At 68.1% G+C, this 24168-nt stretch carries 20 protein-coding genes and 1 tRNA gene; 12 read left to right on the top strand and 9 right to left on the bottom strand.

The features are described 5' to 3' along the window. Positions 1 to 68 precede the first annotated feature (68 nt). The 6 genes from lptE to C1922_RS15880 all read left to right on the top strand — a co-directional run bounded on the left by lptE (position 69) and on the right by C1922_RS15880 (position 3474). A complete protein-coding gene (gene lptE / locus C1922_RS15905; RefSeq protein WP_108750649.1) occupies positions 69 to 650 on the top strand; it encodes an LPS assembly lipoprotein LptE in 582 nt (193 codons plus the stop codon). Between the two features lie 12 nt (positions 651 to 662). Continuing rightward, positions 663 to 1700, top strand: a complete 1038-nt coding sequence (gene holA / locus C1922_RS15900) for a DNA polymerase III subunit delta (RefSeq protein ID WP_108750648.1) — start codon at positions 663 to 665, stop codon at positions 1698 to 1700. Positions 1701 to 1703: 3 nt separating this feature from the next. After that, complete coding sequence (gene nadD / locus C1922_RS15895; RefSeq protein WP_108750647.1) at positions 1704 to 2369, top strand: nicotinate-nucleotide adenylyltransferase; 666 nt, start codon at positions 1704 to 1706, stop codon at positions 2367 to 2369. Positions 2370 to 2427: 58 nt separating this feature from the next. Continuing rightward, positions 2428 to 2838, top strand: a complete 411-nt coding sequence (rsfS, locus tag C1922_RS15890) for a ribosome silencing factor (RefSeq protein WP_108750646.1) — start codon at positions 2428 to 2430, stop codon at positions 2836 to 2838. Positions 2839 to 2904: 66 nt separating this feature from the next. Then, positions 2905 to 3375 (top strand): 23S rRNA (pseudouridine(1915)-N(3))-methyltransferase RlmH, encoded by a 471-nt coding sequence (rlmH, locus tag C1922_RS15885; protein WP_079222687.1) that lies wholly within the window; start codon positions 2905 to 2907, stop codon positions 3373 to 3375. A 22-nt stretch (positions 3376 to 3397) separates the two neighbouring features. Then, a tRNA-Asn gene (locus C1922_RS15880) sits at positions 3398 to 3474 on the top strand. 114 nt (positions 3475 to 3588) lie between these two features. On the opposite strand, the gene C1922_RS15875 is transcribed toward C1922_RS15880, so the two are convergent. From C1922_RS15875 to C1922_RS15860, 4 genes are all read right to left on the bottom strand, one after another. Then, positions 3589 to 5010, bottom strand: a complete 1422-nt coding sequence (locus C1922_RS15875) for a basic amino acid/polyamine antiporter (protein WP_108751626.1) — start codon at positions 5008 to 5010, stop codon at positions 3589 to 3591. Positions 5011 to 5118: 108 nt separating this feature from the next. Next, the gene (locus tag C1922_RS15870) at positions 5119 to 7929 is read right to left on the bottom strand and encodes a TonB-dependent receptor (protein ID WP_108750645.1); all 2811 of its coding nucleotides are present in this window, start codon (positions 7927 to 7929) and stop codon (positions 5119 to 5121) included. A 217-nt stretch (positions 7930 to 8146) separates the two neighbouring features. After that, on the bottom strand, positions 8147 to 8806 hold the full coding sequence (locus C1922_RS15865) for an energy transducer TonB (protein ID WP_108750644.1): 660 nt from the start codon (positions 8804 to 8806) through the stop codon (positions 8147 to 8149). A 268-nt stretch (positions 8807 to 9074) separates the two neighbouring features. After that, complete coding sequence (locus C1922_RS15860; RefSeq protein WP_108750643.1) at positions 9075 to 9812, bottom strand: SIMPL domain-containing protein; 738 nt, start codon at positions 9810 to 9812, stop codon at positions 9075 to 9077. Positions 9813 to 9942: 130 nt separating this feature from the next. Here C1922_RS15860 and C1922_RS15855 point away from each other — a divergent pair, with 130 nt between their 5' ends. The 4 genes from C1922_RS15855 to tldD all read left to right on the top strand — a co-directional run bounded on the left by C1922_RS15855 (position 9943) and on the right by tldD (position 17429). Further along, on the top strand, positions 9943 to 10551 hold the full coding sequence (locus C1922_RS15855) for a Maf family nucleotide pyrophosphatase (RefSeq protein WP_108750642.1): 609 nt from the start codon (positions 9943 to 9945) through the stop codon (positions 10549 to 10551). Continuing rightward, positions 10544 to 12031 carry a ribonuclease G gene (gene rng / locus C1922_RS15850; protein ID WP_108750641.1) on the top strand — a complete coding sequence of 496 codons (1488 nt, stop codon included), beginning with the start codon at positions 10544 to 10546 and terminating at the stop codon, positions 12029 to 12031. Before C1922_RS15855 ends, rng begins: the two co-directional genes overlap by 8 nt. Before the next feature lie 30 nt (positions 12032 to 12061). Next, positions 12062 to 15922 (top strand): YhdP family protein, encoded by a 3861-nt coding sequence (locus C1922_RS15845; protein ID WP_108750640.1) that lies wholly within the window; start codon positions 12062 to 12064, stop codon positions 15920 to 15922. Positions 15923 to 15983: 61 nt separating this feature from the next. Beyond that, on the top strand, positions 15984 to 17429 hold the full coding sequence (tldD, locus tag C1922_RS15840) for a metalloprotease TldD (RefSeq protein ID WP_108750639.1): 1446 nt from the start codon (positions 15984 to 15986) through the stop codon (positions 17427 to 17429). 41 nt (positions 17430 to 17470) lie between these two features. On the opposite strand, the gene yjgA is transcribed toward tldD, so the two are convergent. Continuing rightward, positions 17471 to 18058, bottom strand: coding sequence for a ribosome biogenesis factor YjgA (yjgA, locus tag C1922_RS15835; protein ID WP_108750638.1), 588 nt, complete (start codon positions 18056 to 18058; stop codon positions 17471 to 17473). Between the two features lie 68 nt (positions 18059 to 18126). On the opposite strand from yjgA, the gene pmbA reads away from it, so the two are divergent. Next, positions 18127 to 19494: a metalloprotease PmbA gene (gene pmbA, locus C1922_RS15830; RefSeq protein ID WP_108750637.1), complete on the top strand. Its 1368-nt coding sequence runs from the start codon at positions 18127 to 18129 to the stop codon at positions 19492 to 19494. A gap of 87 nt (positions 19495 to 19581) precedes the next feature. Next, complete coding sequence (locus tag C1922_RS15825; protein ID WP_108750636.1) at positions 19582 to 19944, top strand: DUF4870 domain-containing protein; 363 nt, start codon at positions 19582 to 19584, stop codon at positions 19942 to 19944. Positions 19945 to 20038: 94 nt separating this feature from the next. On the opposite strand, the gene C1922_RS15820 is transcribed toward C1922_RS15825, so the two are convergent. The 4 genes from C1922_RS15820 to C1922_RS15800 form a co-directional block, all read right to left on the bottom strand. Then, the gene (locus C1922_RS15820) at positions 20039 to 20917 is read right to left on the bottom strand and encodes a farnesyl diphosphate synthase (protein WP_108750635.1); all 879 of its coding nucleotides are present in this window, start codon (positions 20915 to 20917) and stop codon (positions 20039 to 20041) included. Further along, on the bottom strand, positions 20907 to 21167 hold the full coding sequence (locus tag C1922_RS15815; RefSeq protein WP_108750634.1) for an exodeoxyribonuclease VII small subunit: 261 nt from the start codon (positions 21165 to 21167) through the stop codon (positions 20907 to 20909). Before C1922_RS15815 ends, C1922_RS15820 begins: the two co-directional genes overlap by 11 nt. 36 nt (positions 21168 to 21203) lie before the next feature. Further along, positions 21204 to 22490 carry a tRNA lysidine(34) synthetase TilS gene (gene tilS, locus C1922_RS15810; RefSeq protein WP_108750633.1) on the bottom strand — a complete coding sequence of 429 codons (1287 nt, stop codon included), beginning with the start codon at positions 22488 to 22490 and terminating at the stop codon, positions 21204 to 21206. 642 nt (positions 22491 to 23132) lie between these two features. Further along, positions 23133 to 24047 carry an IS110 family transposase gene (locus C1922_RS15800; protein WP_108750631.1) on the bottom strand — a complete coding sequence of 305 codons (915 nt, stop codon included), beginning with the start codon at positions 24045 to 24047 and terminating at the stop codon, positions 23133 to 23135. Positions 24048 to 24168: the final 121 nt, after the last annotated feature.

Below are 24168 nucleotides of genomic sequence, written 5' to 3'. Positions count from 1 at the left end.
CCTGCGTTCACGCGTGATCGGGCAGGCTGTCTGTTGCCGTGATCGCCCGGCTCCGCCAGACTGTTCCCATGACCCGAATCCTGCTTGCCCTCGTCCTTGCCCTCGGCCTTGCCGGCTGCGGTTTCCATCTGCGCAACAAGCTGATGCTGCCCACCGATACGGCACCGGTGAAGGTGGTGTCCACCGCGCCATACAGCGAACTGGTCAAGCTGCTCAACCGCAGCCTGCTGGCCTCCGGGGCCAAGCTGGCCGATGACGAAAGCACCGGGCCCAGCACCCAGCTGCAGGTGTTGTCCGAGCGCTGGGGCGATCTGCCCATCGCCATCGATGCGCAGGGCCGTGCCCAGGAATACAGCCTGCGCTATGCAGTCATCTTCATCTTCCGCCGCGAAGACGGCAGCGAACTGGTGCCGCAGCAGGTGATCGAACTGTCGCGCGATTACGTGTCGCCGCCGACCGACGCTACCGGCACCACCACCGAACGCGAGATCCTGGCCGATGAACTGCGCCGGGAAATGTCGGCGTCCATCATCCGCCGCATCGACAGCGTGGTGCGCGCCGAACTGGAACGTGGCGGCAGCCTGGCAGCGCCGAAGCCGGCCGCGGCCCAGGACGTGCAGTCCACGCCGGCACCGCCGGTCGAGCGCTGAGCCGGCGCAGCGATGGAACTGCGTCCGGAGCAGTTGGCCAGCCAGGGCGGTGATACCGCGCTGGCGCCGGTGTACCTGATCGCCGGGCCGGAAACCCTGCGTGTGCTGGAAGCGGCCGATGCCGTGCGCGCACGCGCCCGCGCCGCTGGCATCGGCGAACGTGAAGTGTTCGATGCCGATGGCCGCGACTTCGACTGGAACCAGCTTGACGCCAGCTTCAATGCGCCCAGCCTGTTCAGCGCCCGCCGGCTGGTGGAAGTACGCCTGCCCAGCGGCAAGCCGGGTAAGGACGGCGCCGAAGTGATCAGCCAGTTCTGCGCCAACCCGGCGCCGGACGTGGTACTGCTGATCACCGCCAATGAATGGAGCAAGGCCCACCAGGGCAAGTGGGCCGAAGCGGTGAACCGCGTCGGCGTGCTGTCGGTGGCCTGGGCGATCAAGCCGCACGAACTGCCCGACTGGATCGAGCGCCGCCTGCGTGGCAAGGGCCTGCGCGCCGATCCCGCCGCGGTGCAGCGCCTGGCCGAACGCGTGGAAGGCAACCTGCTGGCGGCTGCGCAGGAGATCGACAAGCTGGCATTGCTGGCCGACGGCCAGCCGCTGGACGTGGAACGGATGGAATCGCTGGTGGCCGACGCCGCCCGCTACGACGTGTTTCGTCTGCTGGAGGCCACGTTCTCCGGGCAGCCGCAGGCGGTGTTGCGCATGCTGGCCGGGCTGCGCGGCGAAGGCGAGGCGGTGGCCGCGCTGATGCCGATGGTCATCCGCGAACTGCTGGCCGGCGCCAGCCTGGCCCGGGTGCAGGCGCGCGGCGGCAATCTGGCCGCGGAAATGAAGTCGCGCGGTATCTGGGAATCGCGCCAGGCGCCCTACAAGCGTGCGTTGCAGCGCCACCCGGAAGGCAAGCGCTGGGAACGTTTCGTGGCCGAAGCCGGCCTGGTCGATCGTATTGCCAAGGGGCGCGCCGATGGCGATGCCTGGCTGGCCCTGGAGCGGTTGCTGGTGGCCGTGGCCGAGGCCCGCGCCGTGCGCCTGCTGGCCCGGGCCTGAGCCATGAGCCTGCGCATCTATTACGGGGGCACCTTCGATCCGGTGCACCTGGGGCATCTGGCGATCGCCCGCGCTGCCCGCGATGAACTGCAGGTGGCGGTGCGGCTGCTGCCGGCGGCCGACCCGCCGCACCGGGCGCCGCCGGGGGCCACCGCCGAGCAACGCTGCCGCATGCTCTCGCTGGCCATCGGCGACGAGCCCGGCCTGCTGCTGGACCGGCGCGAGCTGGAACGGGCCAAGCGCTTCCCGGGTCGCCCTTCCTACACCGTAGACACCCTGCGCGAACTGCGCGCCGAGCTGGGCCCGAGCCGGCCGCTGGCCTGGCTGGTCGGCGCCGACAGCCTGCTGGCCCTGCCGGCCTGGCACGAGTGGCAGGCCCTGTTCGACCTGGCCCACTTCATTGTTGCCGAGCGCCCGGGCAGCCCGCTGCAGGATTCGGTGGATGGCGCCCTGGGCCAGGCCCTGGATGGCCGCTGGGCCGACAACGAGCAGGCCCTGTTCGCCAGCCCAAGCGGGCGGGTGCTGCGCCTGCACCACCCGCTGCGCTCGGAATCGGCCAGCGCGGTGCGTGCGCAGATTGCCGCGACCGGCCCGTGGCGGGCCCTGCTGCCGCCGGCGGTGGCCGATTACGTGGTCGACCACGGCCTGTACCGGCCGGCCACCCCGTGAATGCCGCGGGCGCGCCTTGCCCGTATAATCGCCCCCACGTTTATCGAGTCGATCCGTTTTGAGCAACCAGACCCAGCCCCAGACCATCAAGGTCGAACTGCCCAGCCCGCCGCCTTCGGTGCCGGAACTGCTGGCCAGCGTCCGCCAAGCCACCGAAGACCTGAAGGCCAAGGACCCGGTCGAGATCGACGTGCGTGGCAAGTCCAGCGTCGCCGACTACCTGGTCATCGTCTCCGGTACCTCCACCCGCCACGTGAAGTCGATCGCCGATGAAGTCGTGCGCTTCGCCAAGAAGATCGACGTGATGCCGCTGGGCGTGGAAGGCGAGCGCGAAGCCGAATGGGTGCTGGTGGACCTGGGCGACGTGATCGTGCACGTGATGCTGCCGCGCGTGCGCGAGTTCTACGCGCTGGAGCGCCTGTGGACCGTGGGCGACCAGCCGCCGACCAGCGACGACGAAGTGGCCTGAGCCACACGTTGACGCACCCCTTCGACGGCGCCGATGGCGCCGTCGACGTTTGTGGAGGATTGTTTGATGAAAGCCCGTCTGATCGCTACCGGCGAACGTGCCCCCAGCTGGGTGGCGCAGGGGTTTGCCGAGTACCAGAAGCGGCTCTCGCACTGGTTGCCGTTTGAACTGGTGGAAATCGAACCCGGCCTGCGTGGCAAGGGCCGCGATGCGCGCCGTGCAACCGAAGACGAAGGCAAGCGGGTGATCGCTGCATTGCCGAAGAATGCCTACGTGGTGGCACTGGATGTGCCCGGTCGCCAGCTCAGTTCCGAACAGCTGGCACAGCGCCTGGAGCACTGGCGTGGGCAGGGCAGGGACCTGGCCTTCCTGATCGGCGGCCCGGAAGGGCATTCGCCAGAGGTATCTGCGTTGGCCGATGAGAAGTGGTCGATCGGCCCGCTGACCCTGCCGCACATGCTGGTACGGCTGGTGGTGGCCGAGCAGCTGTATCGGGCTGCGGCAATGATTGCCAATCACCCCTACCATCGCGCGTGAAGAGTGGTTATACTAGTCGTCTGCCCGAATAGCTCAGCCGGTTAGAGCACTTGACTGTTAATCAGGGGGTCGTTGGTTCGAGTCCAACTTCGGGCGCCACCTTTGAAAACCTGCATCGCGAGATGCAGGTTTTTTTTTGTGCGTGATGCGTGGCGTCGGGCCTGCTCGACTGTTGTGCGCACGGTGCAAGAGCCAGTCGAGCATGGCTCGACTCTACAAGGTCAGTGCGCCGCGCCAGAATGCGACCAGGGTGGCGATCGCCACCAACACGATCGCGCCGAACAATGCCGCTTCCCAGCGGGTGAACACGACCTGCCCACGCTGGCGCCGGGTCAGCGCGAACAACACCACGCCGGGCACGTACAACAGCACCGACAGCAGCAGGTTGTCCACACCGCCGGCATAGACCAGCCACAACGCGTAAGTGCTGGCCAGCAGCGCAACACTGAAGTCGCGCCAGCGCACGCCGGTTTCGCCCGCATAGGCCTGGCCGCGCCAGGCCAGCTGCACGGCGAAGGCCGCCGACAGGAAATACGGCACCAGGCTCATCGACGCGGCCAGCAGCACCAGACTGGTATAGCTGCCTGAATTGAACAGCACCAGCAGCAGGAACAGCTGGATCAGGCCGTTGCTCATCCATAGCGCATTGGCTGGCACGCCGCGCGCGTTTTCGCGGCCCAGGAAGGCAGGCATGGTGCCGTCGCCGGCCGCTGCGTACAGCACTTCACCGCACAGCAGCACCCAGGCCAGCAATGCGCCCAGCACGGAAATGATCGAGCCGATGATGATCAGGGTAGCGCCCCATTCGCCGACGATGGCGCGCAGCACATACGCCATCGACGGGTTGGGCAGGCCGGCCAGCTCGGCCTGCGACAGCACCCCCATCGACAGCAGGCTGACCAGCACCAGCAGCAGCCACACCCCCACGAAGCCGATCACCGTGGCGCGGCCGACGTCGGCGCGGCGGGCCGCACGCCGCGAATAGATGCTGGCTCCTTCAATGCCGATGAATACCCACACCGTCACCAGCATCATCCCGCGCAGCTGCGTGCCCAGATCGCCCAGCGCGGGTGTGCCGAAGAAGTCGGCGCGGAACACATCCATGCGGAATGCCCCGGCGGCCAGCACCAGGAACAAGGCGATCGGGACCAGCTTGGCCACGGTCACCAGGCCGTTGATGATGGCGGCGGTGCGCAGGCCCCGCAGCACCAGCAGGTGCACCGTCCACAGCAGCAGCGAGGAGGCAGCGAAGGCCACGGGCGTATTGCCCTCGCCGAACACCGGCAGGAAGTGGCCCAGGCCGCTGAAGATCAGCACGAAGAAGCTGGCATTGCCCAGCACCGAGGCGACCCAGTAGCCCCACGCGGCGGAAAAGCCGATGTAGTTGCCGAAGCCCTCGCGCGCATAGGCGTAGATGCCGGTGTCCAGGTCGGGCCGGCGGTTGGCCAGCGCCTGGAACACGAAGGCCAGCATCAACATGCCGGCGCCGCTCAGGGCCCAGCCGATCAGCGCGGCGGCCGGCCCGGCACTGCGGGCCACGTTCTGTGGCAGCGAGAAAATGCCGGCGCCGACCATCGAACCGACGACAAGCGCGGTCAGCGCGGCCAGGCCCAGGCGTTGCGTGGAAGACGGCATGCGGTCGTGCCTCGCGCGGTAGGCCTTCATCATGGCCGCGCGCATGTGGTGAAAAAGCAAAGGCCCGGGACATGCCCGGGCCTTTGCAGTGCGGTTGACCTTCGTGGATCAGTTGAAGGTGTACTTGGCGCCGACGGTGAAGTAACGACCAATGGCACCGCTGAAGTGCAGCGGGTTGTAGTTGACCGCGCCGTAGGTGGACGGGTCGAGCGGGGCGATGCGGTCGAACACGTTCTGCACCGAGGCGTTCAGTTCGAACGCATCGGTGATGTTCCAGCGACCGGACAGATCGAAGGTGGTGAACGAAGAGATCTTCTCCACCGGCGTACCGTCTTCATAGAAGGCCAGGTAGTCGCCACCGCGGCGATCCTTGTTTTCCATGCTGTCGATGTAGTTCACCACGCCGCTCACGCTCCACGGCCCCTGCTTCCAGGTGGTGCCGAAGTTGATGCGGTCCTGCGGGGTGCCGATGCAGTTGGTCACGTCGCAGTTGCCGTGCGTGCCTACGTAATCGACGGTGGTGTCACCCTCGGTGCGCTCGAACTTCAGCAGGTGGCTCCACTGCAGGTCCATTTCCAGCTGGCCCGGGCCCAGGTCGAAGGTCTGGCGGATATCGGTATCGATACCGCGTACACGCGACGAGTTGGCGTTCACGTACTGCGTGTTGACCGCCAGGATGGTGCCGCTGTTGGCCACGCCGCCGATGTTGTTGCTGTCGCGCAGGACGTTGCCGGCGGCGATGGCGTCGGCGGTGCTGCCCTGGGCAATTTCGTTGGTGCGCTTGATCTCCCAGGCATCAACCGTCAGCGAGGTGCTGGAGGTCGGCTGCAGCACGATACCCACCGAATAGCTCTTCGATTCTTCCGGCTTCAGACCGGAATTGGGGCGGGTGATGATGGCCACCGAACGCGCGGTGCATTCGTTGTCCGGATCGATGGCGCAGCGCACCGGATCGCGGGCGTTGGAGAAGGCGGCCAGGCCACCGTCACCGTTTTCGGCCGGGTTCGGCGCGCGGAAGCCTTCGGCGTAGCTGGCGCGCAGGGCGATCCAGTCGGCCGGGGTGAACTTCACGCCCAGCTTCGGGGTGGCCTTGCCTTCACCGCTTTCGTACTTGTCATAACGCAGCGCGGCCGACAGTTCCAACTGTTCCAGCACCGGCGCGGACAGTTCGACGTAGCCGGCGTACACATTCTGGGTGCCGTCATAGGCCGAATAGCCCAGGCCGATGATGTCACCCTGGTCGGTGTAGGTCTGCGGGGTCAGGCTGTTGCTGGTCTTGCGCCATTCGGTACCCATGGCCAGGCCGAGCGGGCCGCCCTTCAGATCCATCAGGCTGCGCGAGACGGTGAAGTCGAACATGTCCAGGCTGGACTTGGCGCGGGCACTGATGGTGGGCGAGATGTAGTCGTACAGCGCCTGCGAATTCAGGCCGGCGTTGTCGCCGATGCGCCACACGCCGCCGGCGCAGGCCGGGTCACCCAGCGCGCACTGCACGGCGCTGTAGCGCAGGAAGCCGGTGCGCTTGTTGACCAGGTCGGTGCCCGAATGCAGGTAGGCGGTGTCGTAGCTCCAGTCGCCCCAGTTGCCCTTCACGCCCACCAGGAATCGGTTGAACTCGTTGGTGTTGTTGGTCACGCGCGGGCCGACATCCCAGGCCGAATAGCGCAGGCGCGAGGCCTGGCCCGGAATCGGGTTGTCCGGATGGGTCGGGCTGAGCACCACGGCGCCGTCGCCGCTGCTGGCGTTGACCGGGCCGCCGGGGTAGCCCCAGCCGCCGGAAACACCGGACGGGGTGTTGCTGAAGATCGTTTCCTTCTTCGAGTAGCCGATCTCGGTGTAGACCTCGCCGCCTTCGCCGAAGGCGAAGCTGGCGCGGCCGAACACGTTCACGTACTTCTCTTCCGGGCTCAGGTCGCGGTACAGCTGGGCCGGATTCCACAGGCAGCCCTGTGCCTGTGCGGTGGCATCGCTCTGGCCGGGAATGGTGGTCAGATCGGCGCAGCCCGGAAGTGCGACCAGGAAGGCCGGGTTTTCATCGTCCACGTTGCGGTCATCGAACACCGAACCGTTCGGGCCCACGCCACCGGCAGTGCCGCCGGACAGGTAGGCGCCGCCCAGGAACTGCGCATCGGCGGCGTCATAGCCCCAGCGACGGATGTCACCGGTGCCGATCCACTTGCGGTTCTTGCGGTCGCTGATCTTGATCGCGTCGGTCTTGCCGACGTCCAGGCTGAAGAAGGCGTTCCAGCCATCGCTGGACAGGTCGCCGGTACCGGCGGTCAGCGTAGCCTTCTTGGCATCGCCGTCGCCATCGCCGGATACACCGTACGAACCGCGCAGGATCGCGCCCTGGAAGTCGCTGCGCAGGATGATGTTGACCACGCCGGCGATCGCATCGGAACCGTAAATGGCCGAGGCGCCGTCCTTCAGCACTTCCACGCGCTCGACGGCGTCAAGCGGAATGGTGCTGAGGTCGGTGAACACCTTCTGGCCGTCATCGGCCAGGCCATAGGTGGCCATGCGGCGGCCGTTCAACAGCACCAGCGTGGAGCCGGCGCCCAGGCCGCGCAGCGAGATGCCGGCGCCACCGCCTGCAAAGCCGTTACCGAAGGTCTTGGGAATGGAGCCTGCACCGTCGGAGGTGAGCGTCTGCAGGTATTCGGCCACGGTGGTCTTGCCACTGCGGTCGATTTCCTGGCGGGTCACCACCTGCACCGGCGACGGCGTTTCGGTGTTGGTGCGGGGAATGTTCGAACCGGTCACGGTGATCCGGTCGAGGTTGGTGGCCTGGTCCTGTGCGAAGGCAGGGGAGACCACGGCGCCGGCCAGCAGCAGAGCGCCGCCGGTGAGGATGTGGGTAATGGAAAATGCCAGGTGGTTTTGGCGGCGGCTGGCGGGCCGTTGGATCGGGTGTTTCACAGCTTCTCTCCTGACTGGAAAACTCGAGCATCGAGGGCTGTCGCCGGTGTGTCCCGGGACGGCTCAATCTAGGTTTCTGTCAGGTGACGGCGTTGTGAAGTTTTACTGAATTCGTAACAGAAATGTGATCGCGACTGAAGAATTGGAGAGCCATGGCCGGGTTGTGGCGCAGCCCGCGTTGGAGCCGGCCCGGCAGATCGCCGGGCCGGTCCGTGGGTCAATCGGGCAGGCTGAACTGCACCGGCACCATGCCGATGGCGGACACCGCCTGGCCATCACGCTCGGCCGGGACGAAGCGCCAGTGGCGCAGCACCTGCTGGCGGGCGGCCTGGTCCAGGCTGCGCGAACCGCTGCTGCGTTCAATGCTGACGTTCACCGGCTGCCCGTTCGGATCCACTTCCACCCGCAGCAGCACCGTGCCCTGTTCGTGGTTTCGCAGGGCCGGCACCGGATAGCTCGGCGGCGGCGCGCTGCGGTACTGCAGCTGGGCGCCGGTGACCGGAGCACCCGGCTGCAGCGTGGGCGGCGCTTCCACTGCCACCTCGGCGGCCGCCGGCAGGATGATGCCCTGGGCCTCGTCCAGTGTGGCAGTGGGCGCAGGCAGGGGCGGGGTCACGGTCGGTACCGACTGCGATTTCGGCACCCGCTTCACCACTTCCGGCTTGGGCGGCAGCGGCGTGGGCTCAAGCGGCTTGGGATCTTCCTTGGGGATGAAACGCACCGTGGTGTCGTCGCGGGGCAGGGCGCTGATGGCCTGGTAGGTTGCCGGGATCAGCAGCAGCAACAGTGCGAGCAGGTGCAGGGCAATGGCCGCGCTCCAGGCGGCAATGCGGGCGGGGTCGAAGTGCAGGGATGCAGCGGGATACGTACGAACCATGGTCCACCTCCATGCCAGTGTTGAAGTCCTCAACGCACCAGGGCCGCCGCCGGGGTTGCCGCACGCGGCTGGCAGTTCATCATTAGCGCCAGCCACCGGCCACTGCCTAGAGTCAGGTGCGACGCCGTTGGGCTGGGCTTCATGAAGCGGTAGCGCCGGGCCATGCCCGGCGGCAGGTACGGCGCCGCTGTGCTCGCGGGGCATGGCCCCGCGCTACCGGCAGGTCGAGTGTTTCGGCAAGGTAGCGCCAGGCCATGCCCGGCGGCGGTTACCGCCCCAGTTCGAACACGACGTCCAGGTTCACCGACACGGTCGATTCGCCCGGTGCCACCGGGGTGGCCTTGTCCATGGCGGCGCCAGCGGCCATCGCCCGCATCATCGGCATCGGGCGGACGCCGCCATTGCTGTTTTCGGAAATGCTGACGATGCGACGCACCTGCAGGCCCAGCGACTTCGCATAGGTCTGGGCACGGGCCTGGGCCTTCTTCAGCGCGGCCAGGCGGGCTTCGTCGTAGACCGGCTCGGGCTGGTCGATCTCGAACTGCGGGCCGTTGATCTGGTTGGCGCCCTGCGCGGCCAGGGCATCAAGCACCTTGCCCAGCTTGGCGATGTCACGCACCTTCAGGCTGACCGTGTTGCTGGCCTGGTAGCCGGTGATCTTCGGCGCCTCGTTGTCGGCGTAGCGGTACTGCGGGTTCAGGCTGACGCCGCTGGTCTGCACGTCGCGTTCGGCAATGCCGGCGGCCTTGATCGCGGCCAGCACCTTGTCCATCTGCTGGGCGTTCTGGCGCATGGCGCTGTTGCCGTCGGCGGCCTGGGTGACCACACCGGCCGACAGGGTGGCCACGTCCGGCACGCGGGTGGCTTCGGCGTTGGCCGAGATGTTCAGCAGGGTGCCTTCGGCGGCGGCGACCGCGGGCGGCGGCGGCGGGGCAGCATGGGCGGTCATCGAAGCTCCAAGAGCGAGGGACAGGGCAAGCAGCAGCGGGGTGGCGGTGCGGCGCATGGGATCTCCTTGGTGTGCCGGTGAGGGTGGTGTCGTAGCGATGAACGCGCTGTGAGTCCGTTCGGGGTTGAAGGCGTTCAAGCCAGGGTTGCCGACGATTCAGGTGGCGGCCTCAGGTTATGCTGTGCCGATGCTCTATCTCGCTTCCCGCTCGCCCCGACGCAACCAACTGCTGGCCCGACTCGAACGCCCCTTCCAGGCCCTGGACCTGGAGGTGCCCGAGCAGCGTGCGCCGGAGGAAAGTGCCGAACAGTATGTATGCCGGGTTGCGGCCGACAAGGCGAGCGCCGGGCTGGCCCGGGTGCTGGCCGCCGACCCGCAGGCGCGGGTGCTGGGCTCGGACACCGAGGTGGTGCTGGACGGCCAGGTGTTCGGCAAGCCGGCCGACGCGGCCGAGGCCTGCGCCATGCTGGCGCGCCTGGCCGGGCGTACCCACCAGGTGATGACCGCAGTGGTGGTCGTGCACGCGCAGGGCCTGGAGACCGAACTGGTGGTCTCCGAGGTCACCTTCGCGCCGATCGCCGCGGCCGACATCGCCGCCTACGTGGCGACCGGCGAACCGCTGGACAAGGCCGGGGCCTATGCCATCCAGGGCGGCGCCGAGCGCTGGGTCGAACACCTGTCAGGCAGCTATTCCGGCGTGATGGGGCTGCCGTTGCTGCACACTGATCGCCTGCTGGCCCGCTGCGGCGTGCCGGCCCCCACTGCCCATGCCGCCAGGGAGGCTGCCGATGTCTGAGGAAATCCTGGTCAATGTGACCCCGCGCGAAACCCGGGTCGCGGTGATCGAAAATGGCATGCTGCAGGAACTGCACATCGAGCGCGGCTGGCGCCGGGGCGTGGTCGGCAACATCTACAAGGGCAAGGTGCAGCGGGTCATGCCCGGCATGCAGGCTGCGTTCGTCGAAGTGGGGCTCGAGCGCGCCGCGTTCCTGCACGCCAACGACGTGGTGCGGCCGGCGCCGGTGGCCAGTGCCGATACCGAGAACACCACCCTGCCGCCGCCGTCCAGCGTGCCCATCGTGGAACTGCTGCGCGACGGCCAGGACATCGTGGTGCAGGTGGTGAAGGACCCGATCGGCACCAAGGGCGCGCGCCTGACCACGCAGATCAGCATTCCCTCGCGCTACATGGTGCTGCTGCCGCAGTCGAAGGTGGTGGGTGTTTCGGCGCGCATCGAAGACGAAGGCGAGCGTGCGCGGCTGAAGGCGCTGGTGACCGAACTGTCGGCCCAGCACGGTGGCTACGGCTACATCGTGCGCACCAATGCCGAGGGCCAGCCGGCCGAAGCCATTGCCGAGGACATCGCCTATCTGTCGCGGGTCTGGAACGTGGTCGAGCGGCGCGGCCGCGAGGCGCCCTCGTGCAGCAACATCTATGAAGACCTGAGCCTGCCGCTGCGCTCGGTGCGCGACCTGATCCGCAAGGACGTGGACAAGGTGAAGGTCGATTCCAAGGAAACCTTCGCCCAGCTGCAGGCGTTCGTGGCCAAGTACATGCCGGTGCTGGCCGAGAAGATCGAGCTGTACAGCGGTGACCGCCCGATCTTCGACATGTTCGGCGTGGAAGACGAGATCGGCCGCGCGCTGGACAAGCAGGTACCGCTGAAATCCGGTGGCTACCTGGTGATCGACCAGACCGAGGCGATGACCACCATCGATGTGAACACCGGTTCGTTCCTGGGCCAGCGCAACCTGGAAGAAACCGTGTTCCGCACCAACCTGGAGGCCGCGCAGGCGGTGGCCAGGCAGCTGCGGCTGCGCAACCTGGGCGGCATCATCATCATCGATTTCATCGACATGGACGATGCCGAGCATCGCCGCCAGGTGCTGCGCACGCTGGAAAAGGCGCTGGCCCGCGACCATGCCAAGACCACCGTCTATGACTTTTCGCCGCTGGGCCTGGTGGAGATGACCCGCAAGCGCACCGTGGAAAGCCTGGAGCGCCAGTTGTCGGAAACCTGCCCGCAGTGCAGTGGTCGCGGCAGCATCAAGACCACCGAAACGGTGACCTACGAAATCTTCCGCGAGATCACCCGCGCGGTGCGCCAGTTCGATGCCGCGCGCCTGCTGGTGATCGCCTCGACCAAGGTGGTGGCACGCATCACCGAAGAGGAATCGGCCGCCGTGGCCGAGCTGGAGGAATTCCTCGGCAAGAGCATCCGTTTCCAGGCGGACGAGCAGTACCTGCAGGAGCAGTTCGATGTGGTTCTGCTCTGATCCACGCCGGCTGCGGTCCGGCGCCGGCCGATGAGCGCGCCGCCGCGCCTGCGACTGCGAAGGATCCGCCGTCATCTGATTGCCGCGTGCGCGGTAGGCCTGGTCGTGTTTGCCCTGCTGGTGGGCACGCTCAGCCAACTGTTGCCGCTGGCCGAGCGCCACCCGCAGCAGATCGCCGCGTGGCTGAGTGCGCGGGCCGGCCAGCCGGTGCGTTTCGAGCGCCTGCAGACCGCCTGGACCCGGCGCGGCCCGCTGCTGCAGTTGCAGGGGCTGCGTATCGGCGCCGGGCAGGGGCTGGCCATTGGCGAAGCGGAAGTATTGGTATCGATGTACAGCGGGTTGCTGCCGGGGCGCTCGCTGACCGAGCTGCGCCTGCGTGGGCTGTCGCTGGACCTGCAGCAGGCCGCTGACGGCCGCTGGAGCGTGCGTGGCCTGCCGCAGTCCAGCGGTGCAGGCGATCCGCTGGATGCGCTGCGCCGGCTGGGCGAGTTGCAGGTGATCGGCGGTCAACTGGCCGTGCATGCGCCCGCACTGGGCATCGACGCCACGCTGCCGCGCATTGATCTGCGCCTGCGCGTGCAGGGCGATCGGCTGCAGGTGGGCGTGCGTGCCTGGGCCCAGGCCGAGGCCCTGCCGCTGACGGCGGTGCTGGAACTGGACCGGCGCAAGGGCAACGGCCAGGCGTGGCTGGGTGCCGACCCGGTGGACTTCCAGGCCTGGGCGCCGCTGCTGGCCGGGGCCGGCGTGCGCCTGCGCGAAGGCAAGGGGGAGTTGAACCTGTGGCTGACCCTGCGCGATTTCGCACCGGTGGCGGTGACCACCGATTCGGACCTGCGGGGGCTGCGCATTGAAGGCGCACCGATGCCGGGCGTGGCGCACCCGCAGGTGCAGCTGCAGCGGCTGCAGGCACGGCTGCGCTGGCAACGCCAGGCCGATGGCTGGGTGCTGCAGGTGCCGAAGCTGAGGCTGCAGGGCGACGATGGCGCACAACAACTCGATGGCCTGCAGGTGCGCCTGGGCCGGCAGCTGCAGATCAGCAGCGGTGCGGTGCAGGCCGGCACGGCCATGCGCGCGCTGGCCCTGAGCGACCGGCTGGACCCGGGCCTGCGCCGTTGGCTGTACTTGGCGCGGCCGCAGCTGGACCTGGTCGCGCTGCAGCTGCGGGGTGAACGCGATGGCCCGCTGTGGGCGCAGGGCGAGCTGCAATCGCTGGGCTTCGCCAGCGTTGCCGGCGCGCCGGGCCTGCGTGGCCTGGGCGGGCGTTTCGAAGGTGATGCCGATGGCTTCAGCCTGCAGCTGCAGCCGCAGCGGCAATTGCAGTTCGATTGGCCCAGCGGCTTCGGCGTGCGCCACGACCTGCACCTGGCCGGGCAGGTGGTGGGCTGGCGCGATGAAGCCGGTGGCTGGCGCATCGGCACCCCGGCCCTGCGCGTGCAGGGCACCGATTACGCGGCCGACGTGCGTGGCGGGCTGTGGTTCCAGGGCGACGGCTCGCGGCCGTGGATGCAGTTGGCGGCCAAGCTGGACGATGTGCCGATGACCGCCGCCAAGCGCTTCTGGATCCATTCCAAGATGAGCAAGGGCGCCACCGACTGGCTGGACATGGCCCTGGCCGGCGGCCAGGTGCGGGGCGGTATCGGTCTGGTCAGTGGTGACCTGGATGACTGGCCGTTCGACAACAACGATGGCCGTTTCGAGGCCACTGGCCACATCAGCAACGGGCAGATCCGCTTCCAGCACGACTGGCCGTTGATGGGCCAGGTGGATGCCGATGTCGCCTTCATCGGGCCGGGCTTCCATATCCAGGGCAGTGGCGACCTGGCCGGGGTGGCGGTGCAGCACTTTGAAGCCGGCATTCCCGATTTCGGCCAGCAGCCGCTGTACGTGCGCGCCGACAGCCGCAGCGAAGCGGGCGCGCTGCTGACCATGCTGCGCCAGGGCGGCCTGCACAAGGAATATGGCGACACCCTGGACAACCTGAGCGCCAGCGGCCCGGCCAACGTGCATTTCGATCTGCTGCAGCCCCTGCACCACGACGAAGGCGGTGGCCACCTGCAGGGCACGGTGGACCTGGCCGGGGTGAAGCTGGCGGACAAGCGCTTCGACGTGGCGTTCGATGGCATGCACGGCCAGGCCCGCTACAGCAACGCCGGGTTCGCCGCCGAATCGCTGGCGGTGCGCCACCTGGGCCAGGACGGCTCGCTGAGCCTGCGCGCCGGTGGCTTCGTGCGCGATGCGCGGCTGGCCTTTGAATCCGAGTTGTCGGCCAGCCTGGATGCCGGCGTGCTGATTGATCGCGCGCCGGAAATGGCCTGGCTGAAGCCTTACATCAACGGTACCTCGCCGTGGACGATCGCGGTCAACCTGCCCAAGGTCGCCCCCGGCAGTGCCGCGCCGCCCAGCGAGCTGCGCCTGCGTTCGGACCTGGTGGGCACCCGCCTGGATCTGCCGGCACCGTTGGACAAGCCGGCCGCCGAGCCGCTGGCCACCACCGTGGCCGCACAGCTGCCGATGGGGGCCGGACGCATCGATGTGGCCTTTGGTGATCGGCTGGCGCTGGCCGCGCGCAGCCACAACAACCAGACCGGTGTGCAGGTCACCCTGGGCAGCAGCCAGGTGGACCGCGAGCCGCCGCCCAGCGGGCTGACCATCAACGGCCGCAGCCCCACCCTGGACGCGCTGGAATGGATTGGCCTGGCCCGCGGTGCGGGCGGCGATGGCGACCCCATGCCGCTGCGCACGGTGGATGTGCAGGTGGGCCAGCTGATGCTGATCGGCGGTGTGTTCGCGCAGACCCGGCTGCAGCTGCACCCCGGGCCGCAGGCGCTGGACGTGCGCATGGACGGCCCATCGCTGGCCGGCCGCCTGAGCGTGCCCAATGCCGACGGTGGCACGATCAGCGGCACGCTGGACCGTGTGTACTGGCAATCCCCGCCTGCAGCCGCCGGCGCGGCAACGCCGCCCGCCGCGAACGTGCACGCCGGTGCCGACGACATGGACCCGGCCAAGCTGCCGCCGTTCGCGCTGGACATCGCCGACCTGAAGTTCGGCAAGGTGGTGCTGGGCCAGGCCGTGCTGCGCACCCGCCCGCTGGCGCAGGGCCTGAGCGTGGACGAGCTGCGCTTCCGCGCGCCGGACCAGGAAATCGACATCACCGGCCGCTGGCTGGGCAAGAGCGCCGGTGCGCGTACTGAACTGAACGCCCAGGTGCGCAGCGAGGATCTGGGCGGCCTGCTGCAGAACTTCGATTACGCCGGCCAGTTGCGGGGGGGCTCCGGCCAGGCCCGGCTGCAGGCCTCGTGGGCCGGCGGCCCGTCCGACTTCCAACTGGGCAACCTGCAGGGGCAGCTGGATATCCATGCACGCAACGGCCAGCTGCTGGAACTGGACCCGGGGGCCGGCCGCGTGCTGGGCCTGCTGAGCGTGGCCCAGCTGCCGCGCCGGCTGATGTTCGACTTCCGCGACTTCTTCTCCAAGGGCTTTGCCTTCAACCAGATCGAGGGCGGCATGCAGTTCGGCAACGGCATGGCGCGCACCGACAAGATGCTGATCGAAGGCCCCGCGGCGAACATCACCATCCGCGGCCAGACCGACCTGCGCCAGCAGCAGTTCGACCAGACCATCGATGTGAATCCGCGCGCCGGCAACCTGCTGACCGTGGTCGGCGCGGTGGCCGGTGGCCCGGTGGGCGCCGCCCTGGGTGCGGCCACCAATGCGGTATTGTCCAAGCCACTGGGCGAGATCGGCGCACGCACCTACCGGGTGACCGGGCCCTGGAAGGAGCCCAAGGTGGAAGTGATCGAGCGCAACCGCGACCGCAGCCCCGCGCCGGCCCCGGTTCCCGTACCGGTTCCGCCGCCGACCGTGACCGACCTGCCGCGCCCGCGCTGAGCGCGGCCCCCGTTCATCGCGTGGCCTTGCCTGGCCACGCCAGCACCCCCAGATCGAGACCATGACTGATACTGCCCTGACCCTTGCCCACGACCGCCTGCTGCGCCCCGGCGGCCTGGATACCGCTGGCCTGGAGCGCGCCTTCGGCCAGCTGCTCGGCCCCGGCGTGGACTTCGGCGACCTGTACTTCCAGCATGCCCGGCGCGAGAGCTGGAGCGTGGAAGACGGCATCGTCAAGGACGGCGCCCATTCCATCGAACAGGGCGTGGGCGTGCGCGCCATTGCCGGTGAAAAAACCGGCTTCGCCTATTCCGACGATATCCATGCCGATGCACTGCTGGCCGCGGCGCAGTCGGCGCGCGCGATTTCCCGCGAGGGCGGCGCGCAGCAGGGCCGTTCGCTGCTGCGCGGCAACGCCCGCGCGCTGTACCCCACGCTGGACCCGATCGACAGCCTGGGCAATGAAGCCAAGGTGGACGTGCTCAAGCGCCTGGATGGCTACCTGCGCGCGGCCGACCCGCGGGTCAAGCAGGTGATGGTCAGCCTGTCCGGCGGCGTGGACACCGTGCTGGTGGCCCGCACCGACGGCGTGCTGGGCGCCGACGTGCGTCCGCTGGTGCGCCTGAACGTGCAGGTGATCGTGGAACACAATGGTCGCCGCGAGTCGGGTTATGCCGGTGGCGGCGGCCGCTACGGCTACGCCGAACTGTTCGCCGATGGCCGTCCCGAAGCGTTCGCCCGCGAAGCGCTGCGCCAGGCGCTGGTGAACCTGGATGCGGTGCCGGCCCCGGCCGGGGTGATGCCGGTCGTGCTGGGCCCGGGCTGGCCCGGCGTGCTGCTGCACGAGGCGGTGGGCCATGGCCTGGAAGGTGACTTCAACCGCAAGGGCACCAGCGTGTACGCCGGCCGCATCGGCGAACGCGTGGCCGCCCGGGGCGTGACCATCGTCGACGATGGCACCCTGGACGGGCGCCGCGGTTCGCTGAACATCGACGACGAAGGCCATCCCAGCCAGTGCACCACGCTGATCGAAGACGGCATCCTGGTGGGCTACATGCAGGATGCGCTGAACGCGCGCCTGATGGGCATGGCCCCGACCGGCAACGGTCGCCGCGAATCGTTCGCGCACCTGACCATGCCGCGCATGACCAATACCTACATGCGTGCCGGCCAGCACGACCCACAGGAAATGATCCGTTCGGTGAAGAAGGGCCTGTATGCGGTCAACTTCGGCGGCGGCCAGGTGGACATCACCAGCGGCAAGTACGTGTTCTCGGCCACCGAGGCCTACCTGATCGAAGACGGCCGTATTACTGCGCCGGTGAAGGGTGCCACGCTGATCGGCAATGGCCCGGAAACCATGCAGAAGGTGCGCATGGTCGGCAACGACCTGGCCCTGGACGAGGGCGTGGGCATCTGTGGCAAGGATGGCCAGAGCGTGCCGGTCGGTGTCGGCCAGCCCTCGCTGCTGATCGAGGGCCTGACCGTGGGCGGTACCCAGGCCTGAGCGCGGCGATGGCCAGCGCACATGCCCGGGGCGGCGCGGACTCAGTCCTCGTCGGCTTCGTCGGTGCCGACGTCGTCGGCCTCGTCGGTCGCGGCCTTCAGGCCCAGCGCCGCCGGCAGCATCAGCGCGCGCAGCACCTGGAAGATCTCGCGATAGGCGCGCGGCGGCTTGTTCCTGGCCTTTTCGGCCTGGGCGTTGCGCACCAGCGTGCGCAGCTGCTGGCGGTCGGCCTGCGGGTAGTCGTCCAGCAGGGCGGCCAGCGCCTTGTCGCCCTCGGCCAGCAGGCGCTCGCGCCAGTCTTCGGCGCGGTGCATCATCGCCACTTCGCGGCGGCCGGTTTCGCTGTTGGCGTCCAGCGCATCGCGGATCGCGTCCAGCGTGGCCTCGTCCTCGCGGCGCATGTGCTTGGCCAGGAACGCCAGCTGCCGCTTGTGGGCGATGTGGGCGGTAATGCGCTTGCACTCGGCGATATGCGGCAGCAGGTCTTCCGGGATCGGCAGGCGCGCCAGCTGGGCCGGGGTCAGCGAGACAAGCTTCTCGCCCAGGGCCAGGACATCGAGCGCGTCGCGCCGGTTCTGGCTGCGGCTCTTGTCGTGGAATTCACCGGTTTCTTCGTCGCGTCCGCGCATCGTTCCTACCTGATCTCAAAAAAAGTCGCCCGGCGTGATGCCGGGCCCAACCTGTACAGGATAAAGCATTGAACGTGATCGCCCCTGAAGTCGCCACCGGCGACGACAGCCTGGCCCGGCTGGAACGGCTGGCCGACCTTTCCCAGCAGCTGATCGACCGCGCCCGCGCGCTGGGCGCCAGCCAGACCGAGGTGAGCTGCAGCGAGGACCGCGGGCTGGAGGTCAATGTCCGCCTTGGCGAGGTGGAGACCGTGCAGTCCACCCGCGACCGCGGCATTGCCGTGACCGTTTACTTCGGCCAGCGCAAGGGCAGTGCCAGCACCGCCGACCTGAACGAGGCCAGCCTGCAGGCCACGGTGGAGCAGGCGTGCGCGATTGCCCGCCACACCGAGGACGACCCGGCCGCCGGCTTGGCCGACGCGGCGCTGATGGCCCGCGATTTCCCCGATCTGGACAGCTGGCACCCGTGGGCGCTGCAGGCTGACCAGGCGGTGGACCTGGCCCTGGCCTGCGAGGCCGCCGGCCGCCAGGCCGATGCGCAGATCCGCAATTCCGACGGCGCCTCGGTGTCGAGCATGCAGAGCGTATCGGTGTACGCGAACTCGCATGGTTTCATCGGTCGCGAACGCGGCACCCACCATTCGATTGGCTGCGCACTGATTGCCGGCACCGGCGATGGCATGCAGCGGGACGGCTGGTACACCGGCGCGCTGGCCCGCGAAGATCTGGAAGACCCGGCCCACGTGGGCCGTCGCGCCGCCGAGCGCACCGTGGCCCGGCTGCAGCCGCGCTCGCTGCCCACCGGCAGCCTGCCGGTGCTGTTTGCCCCGGAAGTGGCGCGCAGCCTGGTCGGCCATCTGCTGTCGGCCGTGTCCGGTGGCGCCCTGTACCGCCAAGCCAGCTTCCTGCTGGACAGCGTGGGCCAGCGCCTGTTCCCCGAATGGATGCAGATCGAAGAGCTGCCGCACCTGCGCCGCGGCCTGCGTTCGGCCGCCTTCGATGGCGATGGCGTGGCCACCCGCGCCTCGGCCCTGGTGACCGACGGCGTGCTGCAGCGCTACGTGCTGGGCAGCTATTCGGCGCGCAAGCTGGGCCTGCAGACCACCGCCAATGCCGGCGGCGTACACAACCTGCAGCTGGCCGCCAATGCCGGCTCCCTGCACGAGATTGCCCGGCAGATGGGCAACGGCCTGCTGGTGACCGAACTGATGGGGCAGGGCGTAAACGGGGTGACCGGAGACTACTCGCGCGGTGCCGGTGGCTTCCGGGTCGAGAACGGCGAGATCCAGTACCCGGTCGATGGCATCACCATTGCCGGCAACCTGCGCGACATGTTCGCCAGCATTGAAGCGGTGGGCAGCGATGTCGACCCGCGCTCGCACATCCGCACCGGCTCGATCCTGGTGGGGCGGATGACGATCGCCGGTAATGATTGATGGCGTTGATGGCGTAAGCTATGCCCGCCTGACGCGACCGGCCCGCAGCTGGTCGCGCATGACCACCCAAAAAAAAGGAGTTTTGTCGTGAGCGATTTCGATAACGTCCCGGCGGCCGGCAACGCGCCGTCCGACCAGCGCACCATGGCACTGGCCGCGCACCTGCTGGGCATCTTCACCGGTTTCATCGGTGCCCTGATCATCTGGCTGATCAACAAGGACGACGCAGGCAAGTCCTTCGTCACCGACCAGGCCAAGGAAGCGCTGAACTTCCAGATCACCATCGCCATCGCGATGTTCATCTGCATCATCCTGACCTTCGTGATCATCGGCGCCATCCTGGCCCCGATCGTCGGCCTGCTCAGCCTGGTCTTCAGCATCATCGCTGCGGTCAAGGCCAACAACGGCGAGCTGTACCGCTACCCGTTCGCGCTGCGCCTGATCAAGTAATCCTGGCGGCACGTGGACAGCAGAACGCCCGGCAATGCCGGGCGTTTCTGTTTGCGGCGCGAAGGTAGCGCCAGGCCACGCCCGGCGAGCGCGATCAATGATCGCGTTCCACCGCCAACGTGGCCAGCGCACGCAGCGCATCGGCTTCTTCGTGATAACCGGCCAGTGCCGCCTGCATGCGCGCGGCCAGGTCGCGCAGGTGCGCCTTGGCCCCGTCCATGCCCAGCAGCGCCGGGAAGGTGCTCTTGTCCTGGGCCTGGTCCTTGCCGGCGGTCTTGCCCAGCTGCTCGGAACTGGCCTCGACATCGAGGATGTCATCGCGCACCTGGAAGGCCAGGCCGAGCGCATCGGCGAAACCGTCCAGCTGCGCCAGCACCGGCGCCGGCGCCTGGCCGCACAGCGCGCCCATGCGTACCGCCGAGCGGATCAGCGCACCGGTCTTCAGTGCGTGCATGCGGGTGAGCGCGGCCAGCGACTGCTGCTGGCCGGTGGCGTCGATATCCAGTGCCTGGCCGCCGCACATGCCGGCTGCGCCGGAGGCGTGGGCCAGGGTCTGCAGGCAGGCCACGCGCAGGCTGGCCGGCAGCGCGGCATCGGCCAGCAGGCCGAAGGCGCGGGTCTGCAGGGCATCGCCGGCCAGGATCGCGGTGGCTTCATCAAAGGCAACATGCGTGGTCGGCTTGCCACGGCGCAGGGCGTCATCGTCCATCGCCGGCAGGTCGTCGTGCACCAGCGAATAGGCGTGGATCAGCTCCACGGCCATGGCGGCCGCATCCAGTTGCTGCAGCGGTACGCCGAACAAGCGGCCACTGGCATAGACCAGCAATGGGCGCATGCGCTTGCCGCCGCCCAGCACCGAATAGCGCATGGCCTGGTGCAGACGCTGCGGCGCATCGGCCGGCGAGGGCAGGGCGGCGTCAAGCTGGCTTTCAATACGGTCGCGCCAGTGCGCGAACAGCGCCTCAACCGTCATGGCTGGGCGGGTCGAACGGTTCGGCGCTGTCCGGCTGGGCCGGGTCGCTGAGCAGGCGTACGCGCAGTTCGGCCTGCTCCAGCGCCTGCTGGCACTGGCGGTACAGACCCACGCCACGTTCGTAAGCACTGAGCGACGCTTCCAGACTGAGCTCGCCGGTTTCCATCTGCTCCACCAGCTGTTCCAGCGATTCGAGCGACTGCTCGAACTGGGCGACCGGGGAGACGTTTTCGGGGGACTTCTTGGCCATGCGACAAGTGTGGACGGCAGCCGCGCGGGGGTCAATTCACCAGCCGCCAGGGCGCCACTGCAACTGCGCGTCGTGGGCCTGCAGCCACGCCTGCAGGGGCGCGGAAACCACCACGTCGGCGGCGGCCAGCAACTGCTCGCCGTCGAACAGCAACGGCAGCTGCGCGCGCCGCCAGGGCGCCAGGTGCTCGCGCTGCAGGCAGTCCTTCAGCGCGTGTGAATGGGTGCGGCCGGGCAGCAGAATGCGCTCGCCCCCCTGGCGCGCGCGTACCTGCAGGGGCCGGGAAAAAGCCGCGCCGCCCAGCAGGCGCAATTGCCCACCATCTGGCAGCGGCAGTGGCGCGCGGCCATCCCAGGTGACCTGCCAGTCGGTCGGCAACGTGGGCAGCACGGCCGGCAGCAGGTAGGCATGTCCACGCCATTGCTGGATCGCGTGGTCCTGCCAGCGCACCTGCGCCTGCCGATCACTGGGCGCTGCCAGCAGTTCCTGCTGCAGTTGCTGCAGCACCGTGGCCGGCAGCGGTGCGGCGCCGTGCGCGCGCACCCAGGCGCGCAGCACGCGCGCACCGCGCGCAGGCGCCACCTGGCGCAGCAGCTCCAGTGACAGCACGCGCGGTGCCACTTCCAAGTGCGCGATCAGTTCGGCATCTTCCTCGTCCAGCATCGCGCGGGTCTGCGCGCAGTGGTCGGCGCTGCCGGCCAGGGCCGCGGCTGCGTGCGGCCAGCGTTGGCGCAGCAGCGGCAGCACCTGCAGGCGCAGGAAATTACGGTCGGCGTGGTCGTGGTCGTTGCTGGGGTCTTCGATCCAGCGCAGGGCATGCTGCTGCGCGTAGTCGTGCAGCGCGCTGCGCGCGGTGTGCAGCAGGGGCCGCCACAGGCGGTGGCCGTGCAAAGTGCTGTCGGCCGCGATCGCCGCCAGGCCATCGATGCCGGAGCCGCGCAGTGCGCGCAGCAGGAACGTTTCGGCCTGGTCATCCTGATGGTGGGCCAGGGCGAGGGTTTCGCCCGGCCGCAGTTCGGCGCCGAAGGCGGCGCGCCGGGCCTGGCGCGCGGCACCTTCCAGCCCCAGGCCGTCGGCCGTAGCGACCTGTACGCGATGCACCGCCAGGGCGATGCCCAGGGCATCGCACTGCTGTTGGCAATGGCGCACCCAGGCATCGGCATCGGGCTGCAGGCCGTGGTGGACGTGCACCGCGCGCAGCGGCGTGGCGCTGGCCTGCGCGCAGCGCCACAGCCAGTGCAGCAGCACGGTCGAATCCAGCCCGCCGCTGTAGGCGACCAGCAGCGGGGTATCCAGCGGAACAAGGGCAGGGAAGTCACTCACGGCGGCAAGTATAGGGTGGGGGGCTTGGCAGGGCTGCGCCCTGCACCCGCTCAATGCAACGGCAACGGCAACGGCAACGGCAACGGCAACGGCAACGGCAACGGCAAAAGCCGAAGCCGAAGCCGAAGCCGAAGCCGAAGCCGAAGCCGAAGCGAGCATTCCGTGGGATGGCGGGGTGGGTCCGGTTGAGGGGGACGCTGCAAGTACGTCCCTGTAAGCTTGGCCGCGGCATCCATGCCGCGGACACCCCCTCAACCGGACCCACCCCGCCTTCGACAGTTTCCCGCGATCTGTCGGAACAGCGTTCTGCTCTGGTGGGTGTCGACCTTGGTCGACACAGTAGATCCACGCCATGCGTGGATGAATCTGTCAGATATCGAAAAGAATGCGGGGTCAGAGCCCGTTGCGCAGCAACGGGATCCGACCCCATGCCATCTGTCGAACGGCGTTCTGCTCTGGTAGGTGTCGACCTTGGTCGACACAGTAGATCCACGCCATGCGTGGATGAATCTGTCAGATATCGAAAAGAATGCGGGATCAGAGCCCGTTGCGCAGCAACGGGATCCGACCCCATGCCATCTGTCGAACGGCGTTCTGCTCTGGTGGGTGTCGACCTTGGTCGACACAGTAGCAACTGTCTTGTCAGGGTCTGCCGAGGGCCAACTCGGCGTCCCGCTTGCGGGCATTGAGGATCACAAGCATTTTGCGCATGACAGCCACCAAGGCGACCTTGCTCACTTTGCCTTTGGCCTTCAGGCCAGCGTAAAAATCGCGCAGCCGTGGTTCGTACCGGATGGCTGTAAGGGCCGCCATGTAGAGGGCTTCACGCACCACCGCGCGCCCACCACTTATGCGCCGCTGGCCGTGCCACGTCCCACTTTCGCGGTTCATCGGCGCCACGCCCACCAGGGATGCAATGGCTTTGCTCCCGAGGCTGCCCAGCTCGGGGAGCTCACAGGCCAGCGTGCTGACCAAGACGGGACCCACCCCTTTGAGGGAGCCGATGTCTTTCCAGGAAGGCTGTCCTTCAACCTGCTCGGCGATAGCTCTATCCAATTTTTTCAGGTCTTCAGATAGCTGAGCTATATGGCGTTGCTTCATCGCAATCAGATCCGGGTCAGCCAAACGCCGCAAGCGCTGCGTCTCACTGACCCGCATCTGCACCAGTTGCCTGCGGCACTGTGAAAATTCAGCCAGCCGTTGTTGCCAGGGAGCCGGCGGGACGTAGCGGGTCAGTTTCAGCAGATGGGCCATCTCCGCCAACACCTTGGCATCGAGCCTATCGGTTTTCGCAGCCTGACCGGTGCCTTGGGCAAACCGTCGGGAACGCGCCGGATTGATGCGCACCATGGGCAGGCCGGCAGCGTGCAAGGCATCCAGCGCGGCCCGCTCGTAACCCCCGCTGGCCTCGAGAACAATCTGCTTGATGGGCCACTTCTTCAGCCACCGGATCAAGCTGGAAAAGCCACGCTTGTCGTTGCTGAATTGGCGGAACTGGTCCTCATGGACGGCCACATCCAGCGTACCTTTGCTCACATCGATCCCGATCCCAAACATGACAGAACTCCGCTAGGCTGACAGGGTCGAGAGCTCTCCCTGCTTGCCCAGTCTTATCAGTTCGAGCGCCAACTCAACCAACTGTTCGGGCGATTCAGGGAGAATCCGGCGTGGGGACCCA

This window comes from Stenotrophomonas sp. ZAC14D2_NAIMI4_7 (assembly GCF_003086675.1).
GTDB lineage: Bacteria > Pseudomonadota > Gammaproteobacteria > Xanthomonadales > Xanthomonadaceae > Stenotrophomonas.
Note: the sequence above shows the minus strand (reverse complement) of the source record. Positions and strands in the feature narration are given on the sequence as shown.

What these genes read in the sequence shown, in the direction of transcription:
- C1922_RS15815 (WP_108750634.1), bottom strand. Translation starts at nt 21,167, where the DNA reads ATGGCCAAGAAGTCCCCCGAAAACGTCTCCCCGGTCGCCCAGTTCGAG.
- holA (WP_108750648.1), top strand. Translation starts at nt 663, where the DNA reads ATGGAACTGCGTCCGGAGCAGTTGGCCAGCCAGGGCGGTGATACCGCG.
- C1922_RS15865 (WP_108750644.1), bottom strand. Translation starts at nt 8,806, where the DNA reads ATGGTTCGTACGTATCCCGCTGCATCCCTGCACTTCGACCCCGCCCGC.
- C1922_RS15845 (WP_108750640.1), top strand. Translation starts at nt 12,062, where the DNA reads ATGAGCGCGCCGCCGCGCCTGCGACTGCGAAGGATCCGCCGTCATCTG.
- C1922_RS15875 (WP_108751626.1), bottom strand. Translation starts at nt 5,010, where the DNA reads ATGCCGTCTTCCACGCAACGCCTGGGCCTGGCCGCGCTGACCGCGCTT.
- nadD (WP_108750647.1), top strand. Translation starts at nt 1,704, where the DNA reads ATGAGCCTGCGCATCTATTACGGGGGCACCTTCGATCCGGTGCACCTG.
- tldD (WP_108750639.1), top strand. Translation starts at nt 15,984, where the DNA reads ATGACTGATACTGCCCTGACCCTTGCCCACGACCGCCTGCTGCGCCCC.
- C1922_RS15860 (WP_108750643.1), bottom strand. Translation starts at nt 9,812, where the DNA reads ATGCGCCGCACCGCCACCCCGCTGCTGCTTGCCCTGTCCCTCGCTCTT.
- rng (WP_108750641.1), top strand. Translation starts at nt 10,544, where the DNA reads ATGTCTGAGGAAATCCTGGTCAATGTGACCCCGCGCGAAACCCGGGTC.
- yjgA (WP_108750638.1), bottom strand. Translation starts at nt 18,058, where the DNA reads ATGCGCGGACGCGACGAAGAAACCGGTGAATTCCACGACAAGAGCCGC.
- C1922_RS15820 (WP_108750635.1), bottom strand. Translation starts at nt 20,917, where the DNA reads ATGACGGTTGAGGCGCTGTTCGCGCACTGGCGCGACCGTATTGAAAGC.
- rlmH (WP_079222687.1), top strand. Translation starts at nt 2,905, where the DNA reads ATGAAAGCCCGTCTGATCGCTACCGGCGAACGTGCCCCCAGCTGGGTG.
- C1922_RS15855 (WP_108750642.1), top strand. Translation starts at nt 9,943, where the DNA reads ATGCTCTATCTCGCTTCCCGCTCGCCCCGACGCAACCAACTGCTGGCC.
- lptE (WP_108750649.1), top strand. Translation starts at nt 69, where the DNA reads ATGACCCGAATCCTGCTTGCCCTCGTCCTTGCCCTCGGCCTTGCCGGC.
- C1922_RS15800 (WP_108750631.1), bottom strand. Translation starts at nt 24,047, where the DNA reads ATGTTTGGGATCGGGATCGATGTGAGCAAAGGTACGCTGGATGTGGCC.